The organism is Anaerohalosphaera lusitana (genome assembly GCF_002007645.1).
Taxonomy (GTDB): Bacteria; Planctomycetota; Phycisphaerae; order Sedimentisphaerales; family Anaerohalosphaeraceae; genus Anaerohalosphaera; species Anaerohalosphaera lusitana.
This window is the reverse complement of record NZ_CP019791.1, coordinates 1,279,674-1,294,209: the sequence shown is the minus strand read 5'-3', so window position 1 is coordinate 1,294,209 and position 14,536 is coordinate 1,279,674. Positions and strand designations below refer to the sequence as shown.

The 14,536-nt window shown below is 54.3% G+C and carries 12 protein-coding genes; 6 read left to right on the top strand and 6 right to left on the bottom strand.

Annotated features, from left to right (window positions below):
* Positions 1 to 52: 52 nt before the first annotated feature.
* From STSP2_RS05525 to STSP2_RS05515, 3 genes are all read left to right on the top strand, one after another.
* Positions 53 to 1,144 carry a uroporphyrinogen decarboxylase family protein gene (locus STSP2_RS05525; RefSeq protein ID WP_146660638.1) on the top strand — a complete coding sequence of 364 codons (1,092 nt, stop codon included), beginning with the start codon at positions 53 to 55 and terminating at the stop codon, positions 1,142 to 1,144.
* A gap of 53 nt (positions 1,145 to 1,197) precedes the next feature.
* Entirely contained in the window at positions 1,198 to 2,499 is a 1,302-nt protein-coding gene (locus tag STSP2_RS05520) for a Gfo/Idh/MocA family protein (RefSeq protein WP_169853014.1), read from the top strand.
* Between the two features lie 98 nt (positions 2,500 to 2,597).
* On the top strand, positions 2,598 to 4,490 hold the full coding sequence (locus STSP2_RS05515) for a beta-N-acetylhexosaminidase (protein WP_146660634.1): 1,893 nt from the start codon (positions 2,598 to 2,600) through the stop codon (positions 4,488 to 4,490).
* A gap of 31 nt (positions 4,491 to 4,521) precedes the next feature.
* Here the strand turns inward: STSP2_RS05515 and STSP2_RS05510 are convergent, their stop codons facing one another.
* The 3 genes from STSP2_RS05510 to STSP2_RS17295 all read right to left on the bottom strand — a co-directional run bounded on the left by STSP2_RS05510 (position 4,522) and on the right by STSP2_RS17295 (position 6,484).
* On the bottom strand, positions 4,522 to 5,391 hold the full coding sequence (locus STSP2_RS05510; protein WP_146660632.1) for an AraC family transcriptional regulator: 870 nt from the start codon (positions 5,389 to 5,391) through the stop codon (positions 4,522 to 4,524).
* 78 nt (positions 5,392 to 5,469) lie between these two features.
* Positions 5,470 to 6,216 carry a class I SAM-dependent methyltransferase gene (locus STSP2_RS05505; RefSeq protein ID WP_146660630.1) on the bottom strand — a complete coding sequence of 249 codons (747 nt, stop codon included), beginning with the start codon at positions 6,214 to 6,216 and terminating at the stop codon, positions 5,470 to 5,472.
* 91 nt (positions 6,217 to 6,307) lie between these two features.
* Positions 6,308 to 6,484, bottom strand: a complete 177-nt coding sequence (locus tag STSP2_RS17295) for a hypothetical protein (protein WP_169853013.1) — start codon at positions 6,482 to 6,484, stop codon at positions 6,308 to 6,310.
* A 227-nt stretch (positions 6,485 to 6,711) separates the two neighbouring features.
* Between STSP2_RS17295 and STSP2_RS05500 the strand changes: the two genes are divergently transcribed.
* The gene (locus STSP2_RS05500; protein WP_146660629.1) at positions 6,712 to 8,022 is read left to right on the top strand and encodes a POT-type proton-dependent oligopeptide transporter; all 1,311 of its coding nucleotides are present in this window, start codon (positions 6,712 to 6,714) and stop codon (positions 8,020 to 8,022) included.
* Here the strand turns inward: STSP2_RS05500 and STSP2_RS05495 are convergent.
* A complete protein-coding gene (locus tag STSP2_RS05495) occupies positions 8,019 to 9,251 on the bottom strand; it encodes a purple acid phosphatase family protein (RefSeq protein ID WP_169853012.1) in 1,233 nt (410 codons plus the stop codon). The two genes, STSP2_RS05500 and STSP2_RS05495, sit on opposite strands and share 4 nt — an antisense overlap.
* 325 nt (positions 9,252 to 9,576) lie before the next feature.
* Between STSP2_RS05495 and STSP2_RS05490 the strand changes: the two genes are divergently transcribed.
* Entirely contained in the window at positions 9,577 to 10,431 is an 855-nt protein-coding gene (locus STSP2_RS05490; RefSeq protein ID WP_169853011.1) for a DUF4433 domain-containing protein, read from the top strand.
* Positions 10,431 to 11,114, top strand: a complete 684-nt coding sequence (locus STSP2_RS05485) for a DarT1-associated NADAR antitoxin family protein (protein WP_146660623.1) — start codon at positions 10,431 to 10,433, stop codon at positions 11,112 to 11,114. The genes STSP2_RS05490 and STSP2_RS05485 overlap by 1 nt, the downstream gene beginning before the upstream one ends.
* Positions 11,115 to 11,142: 28 nt before the next feature.
* Here STSP2_RS05485 and STSP2_RS05480 read toward each other — a convergent pair whose 3' ends face one another.
* Positions 11,143 to 12,510 (bottom strand): Gfo/Idh/MocA family protein, encoded by a 1,368-nt coding sequence (locus STSP2_RS05480; protein WP_146660621.1) that lies wholly within the window; start codon positions 12,508 to 12,510, stop codon positions 11,143 to 11,145.
* 178 nt (positions 12,511 to 12,688) lie between these two features.
* Positions 12,689 to 14,518 (bottom strand): sulfatase-like hydrolase/transferase, encoded by a 1,830-nt coding sequence (locus tag STSP2_RS05475; protein WP_146660619.1) that lies wholly within the window; start codon positions 14,516 to 14,518, stop codon positions 12,689 to 12,691.
* Positions 14,519 to 14,536: the final 18 nt, after the last annotated feature.

Genomic DNA, 14,536 nt, shown 5'->3' with positions numbered 1-14,536 from the left:
GTGCGGGGAATGTTAGAAATATTTTCACAGGATAGTGAACGACAGGTGTTTTTTGAAGCGTTATATTACGGGCATGGATAGTAATGCGCTTTCAAAACGCGATAACATTGTGCGGGCGATCCGCTTTGATCGGCCCGAGTATATACCGATGACGTTCCATATCAATGAGGCGTGCTGGGGCCACTATCCGGCGGAATTTCTGGAAGAGCTTATGGCGGAGCATTCTTTTCTGTTCCCTGCGGCAAAGAGAAAGCAGGCTCGGCCGGAACTGGAGCAGCAGGTGCCGGAGCGTGTGGGTAGGCCGCATGTTGATCCGTGGGGCTGTAAGTGGGAGACGGCGATGGACGGGATCGTGGGAACTGTGACGGAGCATCCGCTGGCGGACTGGGGAGCGTTTGAGAGCTTTATTATGCCTGATCCGGCGGTGACGGACGGTAAGGTTGGGGTCGACTGGGGTGAGATCAGCAGCTCGATCGAGAAAGCGAAGGCTGCAGGTGAGTTCACGGTAGGCGGTCTTATTCATGGGCACACGTTCCAGCGGATGGTCGATCTGCGGGGTTATGAAGATCTGCTTTTTGATATGTTTGACGGTCATGCGGATCTGCAGAGGCTGATCGAAATGGTCGAGCGGTTCAATGCCGAGATAGTGCAGCGGTATGTCGATCTTGGTGTGGATATGATGTGTTATGCGGAAGATCTAGGCATGCAGAGCGGGCCGATGGTCTCGCCGGAGATGTTCAAAAAATATATCGGGCCTGTTTATGAGCGACTTATGGAGCCTGCGCGGGAAGCTGGATGTATTATCCATATGCATTCGGACGGCTGTGTTCGTGAGCTGGTTGATGAGCTCGTTCGCGATGGGGTGGAGGCGGTGAACATTCAGGATTTGGTGAACGGGATCGACTGGATACGGGACAATCTTGGGGGGCGTGTTTGCGTGGACCTGGATATAGATCGACAGGAGGTGACTGTGCACGGATCGCCGGGGGATATCGAGAAGCTGATACGTGAGGAAGTGACTAAACTCGGGTCGCCGCAGGGAGGGCTGATGTTGATATATGGGCTGTATCCGGGTGTGCCGCGAGAGAATGTGCGGGCGTTGGCGGATGCGATGGAGAAGTATGCGTTTCATTTCTCCGGCTGAAACCTTCACGAATAGAACATGGAAATGTTTAGGGTTTAATGAAGGATAGTGCAATGAATGGAAAGATGGACAGACGCAGTTTTATCAAGGCGAATGCGGGGCTGGTTGCGGGCTTGAGTATACCCGGCTTGGCGGGTTCGGCATTTGGTGCGGCAGAAGATAATGACAAGCCCTTGCGTATCGGTGCTGTGGGTACGGGCAACCGTTGTCGATATTTGATGAGCGTGGTTCTTGGTCTGGGCGGTGTGGAGATACCGGCTGTGTGCGACATCGATCCGAAGGCGCTGGCGGCTGCGAAAAAGATCGTGACCAATGCGGGTCAGCCTGAGCCGGATGGGTATACGGAGCCGGAAGATTACAAAAAGCTGATGGATCGTGACGATCTGGATGCGGTGATAATAGGTTCGCCGTGGGATCTGCACACGCCGATGTCGGTGTACGCTATGAAGGCCGGCAAGGCGGTTGGCTGTGAGGTGCCAATCGCATATACGATGGAGGAATGCTGGGAGCTGATCGAGACGTGGGAGAAGACGGGTACGCCTTGCATGCAGCTCGAAAATTGGAGCTTTAGAAGTGACAACCTTGCTGTGCTGAACATGATCCGTGAGGGGGTGTTCGGGACGATCACGCACGCTCACTGTGCGTATTCGCATGACTGCATCGATCACTGGTACTTTGAGCGGGGGACCGGTGACAGCAGATGGGGTGCGAAGTTTCTTGTCGAACACAACCGGGCGCAGTATCCGACGCACCAGCAGGGACCTGTTCTGAGCTGGATGGACATTGGATGCGGCGACTGGTACGATACGATCACGTCGACGGCTACTGATCAGTTCGCGATACATGATTATTTCAAGCGGAACTTCCCGGACCATCCGAATGCTAAGCGAAAGTATAAACAGGGCGACATCGTGACGACTGTGGTGAAGACGAAAAAAGGCAAGTCGATCGTGATCAATTTCGACATGCAGTCGCCGCGGCCATACGATAACAGGTGGATGGTGCAGGGAACGCGGGGTATTTACAACGAGCAGCGAAATGCACTGTATATAACGGGCAAGAGTCCGCGGTATCACAGTTGGGAGCCATTTCCGCCTTACCACGAGAAATACAAGCATGAATGGGCGAAGAACGCATTCGGCGGACACGGCGGTGCGGACGGCATCATGCTGACGCAGTTTATAAAGTCGCTGCGCGAGAAGAAACCGATGCCGCTGCATTTGTATGACGGTGTTCTGATGGCGGCGATCGGGCCATTGTCTGAGATGTCGATAGAGAAGAACAATCAGCCGATCGAAGTCCCCGATTTTACGCGGGGCAAGTGGAAGACGCGAAAACCATATTTTGCAATGTAATAAAACAGAATTGCAAGGCGGAGGGGACAATATTCTCCTCCGCTTTTTTAGATTGCAGAAGCTGTTATAGAATTAAATCGATAGATCGAGGAATAGAGATGTTCAAGGCAAAATCAGTAACCCGGACGATAATCGCATTTGTCATTTTGGTATCCATGTTGAGTTTTGCCGGCGCCGGCGAGTTCGAGCTTATACCGGTTCCTCGACAGATCGAACGGGCAGAGTGTGAATTTGTGCTTTCGAAGGAGACAACGATCATAGCGGGAGGAAAAGCTCGGGAAGCAGCGCGGCACTTGCAATCGATGATAGCAGAGGAATGCGATCTGACGATGAGTATTGCTGATGCGAAGACGGGTCCGTCATTTATCAATCTTGCAGTTGATGAGTCCCTGGAGCTTGATGAGTCCGGTTACGTGCTCGAAGTCGCTCCGGAGGGGGTCACAGTCCGTGCGCGAGATTGCGGAGGGCTTTTTTACGGGGCCGTGACTCTGGGTCAAATGGTGTCGGCGGGTTCGCAGGAAGATGGAACTATCTCGGTGCCTGCAGTGCGGATACGGGATTGGCCGCGTTTTGAGTGGCGGGGACTGATGCTGGACTGCAGCCGAACATTTCAGTCGCTTGACTATTTACGCAAGACTATAGACCGGATGGCGTTCTATAAGATGAATGTGCTTCATTTGCACCTGACGGATGATCAGGGCTGGCGGCTGGAGATCGAGAAGTATCCTGAGCTGACGCAGAAAGGTGCGAGGTTTCCGGATAAGTATGATGAGCCGGCATCGCATGATGGGTTTTATACGCAGGAGGAGATGAAGGGGCTGGTCTCTTATGCGGCTGAGCGGAACGTCACTATCGTGCCGGAGATCGAGATGCCGGGGCATTCGCTGGCAGCGTTGGCGTGCTATCCGGAACTGTCATGCACAGGCGGGTCTTTCGAGATATTTCCGTTTTTCAAGGGTCCGAATATCACACGGGATATTTATTGCGCGGGAAATGAAGAGACGTTCGCGTTTCTTAAGGACGTACTGGACGAAGTAATCGCGATATTCCCCTCGGAGTATATTCACATCGGCGGAGACGAGGCGCCGAAGGCGCGGTGGGAAGAATGTCCGAAGTGTCAGGAACGCATTGCTGAAGAAGGTTTGCAGAACGAACACGAACTGCAGAGCTATTTCATCGAGCGGATCGAGGAATATGTCAACAGCAAGGGCAGGAAGATCATCGGTTGGGATGAGATACTCGAAGGCGGGCTGGCGCCCAATGCGGCGGTAATGAGCTGGCGGGGTATTAAGGGAGGGATTGCGGCTGCAAAAGCTGGCAATAAGGTTGTCATGTCGCCAACAAGTCACTGCTATTTCGATTATTCGTATGCGGCGACCGACACGGCAGAGGCGTATTCGTTCGAACCGGTACCTGCCTCGCTTGCGTCAGAGCAGAAGGATATGATCATGGGGCTGCAGGCGAATTTCTGGTCGCATATTGACCGTGAACCGGAGAAGGTTGACAGACAGCTATTTCCGCGTCTGCTGGCGATTGCGGAGCGAGGCTGGTCGGATGAATCGATCCGGGACACGGAAGATTTTCTAGGACGTGTGAAACTGAATCTGCCAATGCTTGAAAAGTTCGGTATTAATTACAGGGTGCCGATGGTGACGATCGGCAAGTGGAGGCCGGAGACAGTTTCGCAGGAATACGGTCCGCTGACCTTCGACATTTCCAAACATATAGACAGCGCGGGCATTTATAAAGTGCAGCTACAGTACACGCGGGGTGCGTGTCGGCTGGGTATGAGGTCGGTCGAGCTGCTATGCAATAGCAAAGTTGCTGCACGGGATGACCATCGGGGTGAAGCGGGGGCACGGCACATTGACAACACTTACGAACTGGAGCTTGACGAATATGATTCTGAGGCAGATTATGAGCTGAGGATCACTGCACGAAGTGAAGGCGGCGGGGAGTCGTATGGGAATGTTTATCTGTTTGCAAATTGATGTTGAAAGCTATTTCAAAGCCTGATTGCCGTTAGTCTTTGAGACTTTTTCGGTAATCCCGCGGGGACAAACCTGTTGAGCGTTTGAATATGGTCGCGAAGTACTGGCTGGATGAGTATCCGGAGGCGTGCGCTATCTGTGTGATGGTATGGTCAGTCTGTTTAAGCAAGTCCTTTGCATGTTCGATCCGCAGTCGGTTAAGGTATTCAGTGGGTTTTTCGTGCAATTGCTCTGCGAACTGTCTGTAGAAAGCGGTGAGGCTAATGTCTAGTTCGAGTGCGATGTCTTCCATACGAATAGGTTGGTCGAAGGCGGCATTGATCGTGTTGCATGCCTTTTGGATTGTCGGTGATATCTGGTTTCTCTGCCCTGCCTGGCATGCTCTTGCAACTTCGATAAGGAGTTGGGCAAGATTAGTTTCGACTTTGGCCCGGGCAAATTGGTCGGGTTTTTCGTGTTCTGCGATCAGGGAAGCGAATGCTTGTTCGATCTTGTCGCTGCCGGTGAAGACGCGGCACTGTGCATCAATGAGCTCTCGTTTTAAAGCCTTTAGATCTTCTGCGGTCAGGCCGCCAATGCCGGCATTATCATTCAGTTGTATCTGTGCCCAGTAAAGTTCGCAGGGATTCATGATGTCGTTGAGGCCGCCGTGAGACTCTCCTGGGAACGTGATGAACAGGTCGCCAGCTTTTACGTTGTATATTTGGCCTTCAACCCACCATTCAACATTTCCTGATGCGATGCAGCATATCTCAAATGCATCGGAATGAACGTGCCTGGGCAGATTTTCGCGGTCACATACGGGACGAGCGAATCTCGCCCAGCCCAACTGCTGCATACGGTCGGAGTGGCACTGTTCTTCCTCGAATTTTTTTCTAACATTTCCACCGGGATCTGTCATTCCGATTCCTCTTAGATTAACTATGACAGATCATTGTATAATTTTTTGAGCTCAGGTAAACATCTGTTTATTAATGCTTTATTTTGTTGCGACGGCTATGAGGCGTTTTGCGGTTGGGTGGTAGGTTTTGCCGTCGAGGTCGGCGTAGGTGCGGACGTTTTTGAAGCCGGAGGATTTAAGCAGTTCGGTCAGTTCGTAGGCGGAGTACAGGCGGATCTGGAAGTTTTTTTCGCAGCGGTAGCCGTTGCGGAGGAGTATCCAGCGGCAGTTCATGGCGGACCAGTCGTCGACGGCCTGGCGTTCGGAGAGGAGGATGGCGCCGTCTTCTTCGTACCAGTCGCGCTGCTGGAAGAAGCAGGCGAAGGATTCCTTGCCGGTGAGTTCGATGATGAATTTGCCGTCAGGACGGAGGGAGGCGTGGACGTTTTCGATGACCTGGCGGTCGTCTTCGGCGTTGTCGAAGTAGCCGAAGGAGCGGTCCATGATCATGGCGATGTCGTAAGTTTCGGGTTTGGCGAAGGTGCGGGCGTCGTGGTTGAGGAAGTCGACGGCGAGGTTTTCGTCTTCGGCGCAGGCGCGTGCTTCGTCGAGATATTTTTCGGTGCGGTCGACGCCTGTGACGGAGAAGCCGCGGCGGGCGAGTTCGAGGCTGTGACGGCCCACGCCGCAGCAGAGGTCGAGGATCTGTCCGGATCCGTTGAGATCGAGCAGTGATGTGATCTTGTCGATCTCGGAGGCGGAGCGGGACATTACCTTTTCGCCGAACAGTACGGGTTGGAAGGTTTCCCAGAAACTGTCGTCTTCGTGCCATTCTTTGTGAACCATTTTTTCTCTCTCCTGTTGTTAGGCCAATAAAAAAGGCCTTTCGGAGCTTGCCGCTCTGAAAGGCCTGGGAAATCGGAAATTTTCCTCATATTCAGAGCAGCATACGCGCACCTTTCGTGCCTGTGGATCCCATACCCATGCCGAGAGACATGTTCATGAATGCAGAGCCGCGGAGGGTCTTGTGGTCGGTCTTAGATGTGCGCAGTGCGGATGCGGCCATGTGATGGCTGGTCGAGTGGGTCAGGATTTTGCTCTGATCGATTTTCATATAGTGATTCACCGTTTGATTGCTTTCAATGTCAAGAATACGAAAAAGCGGTGTTCGAGTCAAGCAAATAGTTGCGGCCGGAGCAAAAATCCGCCGGCAGGTGAAGATTCGGCATGCGGGCGGTTGACCTTGACGTGTTTTTGGTTATTATGCGGGCCGAAATCGCGAAAGGCGGTGTGTTTTTTGTTCCGGTTTTGCCGAATTTACGGCAGTCAGGGGTATAACTGATGGGTGACAGTGCGGTGGAAAATGCGGGTGCCGGGCGGATGCCGGGTGCGGTTCCGCATATACTGATGAACAAGACGGGCGAGCGGTTCGCGTTTTACGGGATCCGGACGATACTGGTTGTGTATATGACGAGGTATTTGCTTGATGCGTCGGGCGAAGCTGCGCCGATGGGTGAGGAGCAGGCGAAAAGCGTGTTTCATTATTTCACGGCGGCGGCGTATTTTCTGCCGGTGGTCGGGGCGGTGCTTTCGGATGCGCTTTTGGGGATGTTTCGGACGATCGTGGTGTTTTCGCTGTTTTACTCTGCGGGGGCGCTGCTGCTGGCGGTGGATGGGACGCGGACGGGGCTTTATGCGGCGATGGTGCTGCTTGCGGTGGGGTCGGGGGTGATCAAGCCCTGTCTGAGCGCTAATGTGGGCGAGCAGTTCGATAAGAGCAATGAGCATCTGATGTCGCGGGTGTACGGGTGGTTCTATTTTGCGATCAATGTGGGGGCGATCGGTTCGATGGCGCTGACGCCCTGGCTGCTGGAGCGGTTCGGGCCGGGGTTGGCGTTCGGTGTGCCGGCGGCGTGTATGATAGTGGCGATGGCGGCGATATGGGTCGGGCGGGGGAAGATGAAGCGCGGTGAGGGTGCGGGGATGGATTTTGTGCGGCAGATATTGCGTTGGGATACGGTGCGGGGTGTGGGGCACGTGTTTGTGATATTTCTGTTTGTGGCGGTGTTCTGGGCGCTGTTCGATCAGACTTCTTCGGCGTGGATACTGCAGGCGGAGAAGATGGATCGGCGGTGGCTTGGGGTGGAGTTTCTGCCGAGCCAGATGCCGGCGGTGAACGCGGGGCTGGTGATGGCGGGGATACCGCTGTTCAATTATGTGGTGTATCCGGCGATGGGGAAGATCTTCAAGCTGACGGCGCTTCGGAAGATGGGGGTGGGGTTTTTCGTGACGGCTGGGGCGTTTGCGATATCGGCGATGATCGAGCGGGCGATCGGTGCGGGGGCGGAGGTTTCGATCGGGTGGCAGGTGCTGGCGTATGTGGTGCTGACGGCGGGCGAGATCATGGTTTCGATCACGGCGATGGAGTTTTCGTATACGCAGGCGCCGCGGGAGATGAAGTCGTTTATGATGAGCATATATTTTCTGTCGATCTCGCTGGGCAACGTTTTTACGGCAGGGGTGAATACGTTTATTCAGAACGCGGACGGGACGAGCAAGCTGGCTGGGGCGGAGTATTACTGGTTCTTCGCGGCGGTGATGGCGGTGGCGGCGGTGGTGTTTGTGCCGGTGGCGAGGGCGTATCGCCGTTAGCCGGTTTCTTCTTCGTAGCGGGTTTTGGCCAGGGGGATGTTTTGCTGGCCGTTTTGTTTTCGGAGGGTGAAGGTGTCTATTGTTTGGCCGTCGATGTTTATTGTGCGGGCGGTCAGGGTGTTCGGGGTTGCGGCGGCGGTGATGAAGTGATATTCCTTAGCGGTTTTTGCGAGCATTGGGTGGTTTTCGGCTGGGTCGTGGAGGGGTGCTCCGCCGCCGCCTGAGGTTATGTGCTGGATGGCCCATGAGGAAGGGTCGTCGCGTGAGACGAGGGGGTGGAAGCGTTCGTAGATGTGGGAGTGGCCGGCGACGACGATGTCGACTTTGTGTTTGCGGAAGAGGGGCAGGTATGCTTCTTTGCCGTCCCAGGTGTGGCGGTGGCCGCCTACGTTGAACATCGGTTCGTGGAGGAGGACGATCTTCCAGGGTGCGTCGGAGTTGGCGAGGGCGCGGGATGCGTAGGCGTACTGGTCGTCATGTTTGCTGGTTTTGTCTGCGTCGAGGGTGAGGACGAATACCGGGCCGGACTCGATGTGGTAGTAGCGTTCGGGTTGGGGGAGGTGGAAGTATTTGAGGTAGTTGGAGGCGCTGCCTTCGTGGTTGCCTATGCTGGGCAGGACGGGTACGCGGGGGATGACGGGGGCCATGGGGTTGAAGTACTGTTTGCCCCAGTTGCGGAAGCTGTCGGAGGAGACGAGGTCGCCTGAGTGGAGGATGAAGGCGGGGTCGTGGGCGAGGAACCGGGAGGCGAGGCGGGTGTGGTTTTCGTGGCCGGTGCGGGAGTCGCCGTACATGATGAAGCTGACGGAGGGGTTGGCGGGGTCGAAGGTTTTGAAGGTGTAGAGCGGGCTGGGGGAGGTGCCGATCTGGACGCGGTACTGGTATTGGGTGCCGGGGGTGAGGTCGGTTAGGCGGGCGGTGTAGAGGTAGCGGTCGGAGCCGAGGAATACGTCGATCCTTTCGGGGGTGATGGGGCCTATGGAGCGTTCGTATTTGCCGTTTTTGCCGAGGAAGAGCGTGCCGGGGGTGTTGCGGTCGGTTTCCCAGCAGATGGTCATGCGGTCGGGGCCGGGTGACTGGAGGTACGGGACCTTGGTGAAGATTTTTTCACGTTCAATGGCGTTTGCGGCTGGTGCGGCGGTGGTGGTGCTGGTGAGGGTGATCGCGGATGCGAGGATGAGCATTGCGGTAAGTGTGGTGCGGAAATTGCGTGTTATGGCCATTTTCATGTTTTGTGCCCCCATGCGTATAGACATTTTGTGTTACTGTATTTTTACTGATGAGACGGAATCGCACAACGATAAATGCCCGGAGCGGCTGTGGTGCGATTCGGGTGGGTGGTGTCGGGCGGGTTTTGAGTTGTGCTATACGTAGATGGGGCGGGAGTGGTTCGGTTTGGGGTTACAGAGATGGCAAATTCAGAGTAACAGGTTTCTGCGTTCGTTCTACTCAATAATACAGGATGCAAAACTCTTTTTACTTGACCTGGTCTTCATAAAAAGTAAACTATCCATTACTCTAATAGTCCAAATAGCCAAAGGAGAAAACCTTTTTATGGCCCCATTTTTTGTGATTATTTTTCTATTTGCGATTTGGCCACCGCTAGGAGTATTAGCGTTAATAGCCTTAATCTTTTGGGTTTGCATAAGGGAGGATGACGGCCCAGGAGAACAAAACACGAACTTCTCAGCCAACGAGCATTGGAAATCGCCATTCGATGAAGAGGACGATTTTTATCCTGGGCTTAGCAGTAGTAAAACCCGCCCAGTATTTCGCTCCTACGATGATTGGGATGATTGCGATTGTTGTGCAGAACTGCCAGCAAGTCAAATACATATTTCAGAAAACACTTTTGTACCAACATACAAGCCAGGCATCGACGCATTTCGGGAATTTGTCCAAAACAATAGAATCAAATGCCTATACCACTTTACAGACAAAGCAAACCTACTTAGCATTTTCGAGCATGGTAGTCTTCTAAGTTGGCATGAGCTGACAGAAAGACAGCTTTTCCATAAAGCCGGGGGAAATGAAAAATCTCGAGAACTCGACACGCGAAGAGGGCTACAGAACTATGTGCGATTGTCTTTTACTAATAACCATCCTATGCAGTACGTCTGTCAAAATGACGGGCGAATAGATGAGTTAGTACTCATAGAGATTGCGCCTGAAGTAATTTATTGGGAGGAGACTCTTTTTAGCAACACTAATGCAACCGCTAACTACGCAAAAGTCGGGCCAAACTTAGCTCATTTGCAACTGGTAAACTTCGAAGTGATAAAGAGGGGAAGCTGGGCTACTGAACGTGAAAAATACAGCATTCAAGCCGAAGTAATGGTTAAGGAACAAATCCCGTGCAAATACTTTTTAAATTTAGACTATCTTGAAATGATTGCGAGGATGGGTTGATGGCAATAAGACCTTTATTCATTCCCTGGCCTAAAGAGAAAACTGTCATTACTGAAAATTTACAATTCAAATGGCACCCTGGATTTGCTGTTACCCAGAAGCAAAAATCTATCAAATCTCTTCATGACCAAGCTACAAGCCAAGGGTATGCCGATGTTCTTGAGGTTTCACGAAAATCTAAAAACAAGCTTGGGAGAGATCTCAGTGCATTTAATCTGAAAATAAAGATCGGTTCAACAGATAGATTTATTACAGTTGAAGCTGCTTTTCAAGGCAGCAAAGTTTTTGAATCTGGCGGCCCCTACCGCGATATTTTCGGTGTTGAAGGAAATAAAGCTAAACGTGACCCAAGGCTCAGGGACTCGGGCAAACTGATTAAATTCAGTTTTAATGATAAAGACTGGCCACTTGAACCCAAAACACTTTTCTATGACTGGCTTTATTTACAGGCTCTGAAACAAAACCCGGATCTGAGTTACCAACTGCTTAAATTCGATGCATTTACAGATATTGAATTCAATCCCAAAAAATCATTCAACTGCCAAGCAAGATCTTGTGCGCTTTTCAAGTCTTTATGGGTTTGCGGAAACCTCAACGAATGCTTAAAAGACATAAACCATTATACGGCATTGATGTGTCGCCATCAGGCGCCGCAACAAAAAAAACTTTTTGCAGATGAGTAGACTTCAGCCTAAGTTAAGTAGTCAGATTTTATGCGTCTTTTTGGACTTGCAGTTCTCTTGGTTTACGCCACATTCCTCTAGTGAAGTCTGGGAAGTTTACTGATTCGCCTTTGTTTTCTATAGAGCGTTCGCTCAGTTGTGAGACGGCGGAGAGGGCCGCTGCGTCGTAGACGTCCATGTCGGGGGTTATGCCCTTGCGGTAGGCCTGTACGAGGCGGTAGTCTTCGATGTAGTCCATGCTGCCGTGGCCGGCTGCGCCGCTGGCCTTTTGCTGCATGGCTTTCCAGACGGGGTGGTCGTATTTGTCGAAGTATTTGCTGAGCGGTTCCCAGCCGTGGGCGGGTGAGGTGCCTTCAATGTGGACGCGGGCCTCGGGGTATTTGCGGACGAGGCCTCGGGTGCCCTGGACGAAGTAGTCGCGGCTGTATGGGCGGGGTGTGGTGACGTCGTGGGTGACGACGATGGTTTCGCCGTTCTTGGTGCGGATGGTGGATGTGACGACGTCGCCGAGTTTCCAGTTGGTGCGGGTGTGGGGGCTGTCCGGGCCGAAGCGGCGGGCGGCGAGGTCGTTTACCGCCCTGCTCTTGGAGGCGACGGAGACGATGTAGTCGAAGTTGTTGCCGCGGTTTATGTCCATGCACTGTGCGACGGGGGCCAGGCCGTGGGTCGGGTAGAGGTCGCCGTTGCGGGTGAGGTTATGGGCGGGACGCCAGAGGCCTTCGCCGCCTTTGCTGAACGCCTGGTCGCGGAGGTCGTGGAGGTAGCCGCACTTTGCGTGGAGGAGTTCGCCGAAGAGGTTCTGCTTGACCATGTTGAGGACCATCATTTCGACGCGGTCGTAGTTGCAGTTTTCCATCATGGAGCAGTGGCGTTTTGTTTTTTCGGAGGTTTCGACGAGCTGCCAGCATTCGTCGAGGGTGACGGCGGCGGGCACTTCGACGGCGGCGTGTTTGCCTGCGTTCATTGCTTCGACGCACATTGGGACGTGCCAGCGCCAGGGGGTGGCGATGTAGACGAGGTCGAGATCCTCGCGGGCGCACATGCGTTTGTAGTCGTGTTCGCCTTTGGAGTAGCCGGCGGGGACGGGCTTGTTTGCGTCGCGGTGCCATTTCTGGACGCGGGCGACTTTTTCGGGGACGATGTCGCAGATGGCGCGGATCTCGCAGCCTTCGATGTTCATGAGGTTGCGAATGTGGTTGGAGCCCATGCCGCCTGCGCCGATGAAGCCGATGCGGACGAGGTCGATTGGTTTGGAGTTGAAGCCGGCGGGCGGTATGGAGGGCAGGGCCGCGCGGGATTTGCCGGCGAGGATGGAGCCGCCGAGGGCAGCGGTGAGGCCGAGAGCGGAGGATTTGCGGAAGAAGTCGCGACGGTTGATATTGTTTGAGTTGGCCATTTGGTGCTCCTGTTTTGGTGAGGATCGGTTGTTTTTGGCGGTGTTGCGCGGGGCGGGGTTGAGGTTTGCGGTGAGGTTGGTCGTGCCCTGCGGATGATTTTTACCGCTACGCTGGGGTTATTTTAGCGGATCGGGGCGGTTTGGGCAAGGAGTAAGATTTCGCAGTGATCAAAGTCCGCTATGATGACCATTTTGACAGCAGGTAGTCTTTCATGCGTTTGTTGTAGTCCTTGAGTTCGGTTTGTTTGACGGTTTGCAGCAGGGGTTTTGCGGAATCGCCGAGCTGGTCGAGGATGTTGAGCACCGTGAGGGTGGCTGGGGAATGGTCGCGGATTAGCTGGTCGAAGGTTTGCAGGGCGCGTTCGGTTTCGCCAAGTGTTGTAAGTGACCAGGCGGTATAGGCGCGGACCTCGTGGGAGGGGTCTGTAAGCGCTGCAGTGAGTTTAGCTTTGGCCGGTGCGGCGTTCTGGCCCAGGTAGAAAAGTCCGACGACGGCCCACCAGCGGATGCCGCTGTCGGGGTGGTCGAGGTCTTGGGTCAGTGCGGGGAGATTGGCTGGGTCCTTTTGCAGAGCCAGATCGGCCGCGTCGAGGTAGGCGGGCAGATCGTAGAGTTTGGGGTTTCGAACCATTTCATATATCGTGACGTCGTGTTCTTCGGCCCGGGCGGAACGCTCGGTCTCGGGGAGAAGGCCGCTGTCGTGAATCTTTAGCTGCCAGTCGCGTAGGGCCTTTCGCATTTGTGTGAGGCGCTGGGTCTGGTCCGTGTGGTCCGCGAGGTTGTTGATGCAGTCGGGGTCCTTGAGGGTGTCGTAGAGTTCCTCGACCGGTTTGGGGGTGAACCAGCGTGCGGTGATGGCTGTGGTTTTGCCGGCCTGGTGGTGCTGCTGCCAGGTCTGGGTGGCCTGCATTTTCCAGAGGTACTGCAGACGCTGGCCCCAGGGGAACCACGGCATATAGTTTTTGATGTAGAGATAGCGCTTGTCGCGGACGGCTCGCTGGTTGTCGTAACGTTCGTCCATTCGGCCGCGCCAGGCGAAATGGTATTTGCGGGGCGGTTCGGTTTTGCCGAGGAAGACGCGGCCCTGCATGTGGTCTGGGACGGGGGCAGCGGTGAGGCTCAGCCAGGTCCTGGGCATGTCGATGAAGCTGACAATGTCGTCGACGGTTGTGCCGGGGGCTGGTGCGGGGTAGAGGTGTTTGTATTTTTCGGGGATGCGGACTATCAGCGGGCAGTGGATACCGTTGTCGAAAAGGAAACGCTTGCTGCGCGGCAGGACTCCGCCGTGGTCGGAACAGTAGACGATGATGGTGTCCTCGTACAGGCCGTCTGCTTTGAGTTTACTGATGGCGGCGCCGACTTTTTCGTCCATTATTTGGACTGCGTCCTGGTACTTGGCGTAGTTTTTGCGGATGGTGGGGATGTCAGGGTGGTAGGCGGGAAGGTCCATGTTGAGCGGGTCGTGGCGGGTGTTTTCGACGTTGCCGAAGGCGCGGCTTTCGTGGCTTTGGGCGAAGTTGATAACGCTGAAGAATGGCTGGCCGGGCTTGCGGTTGCGCCAGTCGGCGGTCGAGTCCCAGCATGCTTTGTCGGGTCGGCCGCCGATGTTGTAGTCGGTTTTGGTGTGGTTGGAGACGAAATAGCCGGCCTGCTTGAGGTGGTCGGGGTAGTATTTGATTTTCTCGTGGGGGATCTGATAGCGGCTTCGCATGGGGTGTGTGCCCATGGAGATGGCGTGGACGCCAGTGATCCAGGTCGATCGCTGAGGGGCGCAAACGGGAGCGTTGGCGAAGCAGTTGGTGTATCGAAAGCCTTCGCGGGCTAGCTGGTCGAGGTTTGGGGTTGTCGCGTCGGGGTTGTTGTAGCAGCCGAGCCAGTCGGCGGTGTTGTCTTCGCTGGTGAGCCAGAGTATGTTGGGGCGTTTTGGTTGGGCAGCTTCAGCATTTGAGGTTGCGGACAGACCGAGAACAGATAGAGTAGTAAATTTTAGAAAGTCTCTTCGTTTCATTCGGTATCTCCTTTGAAA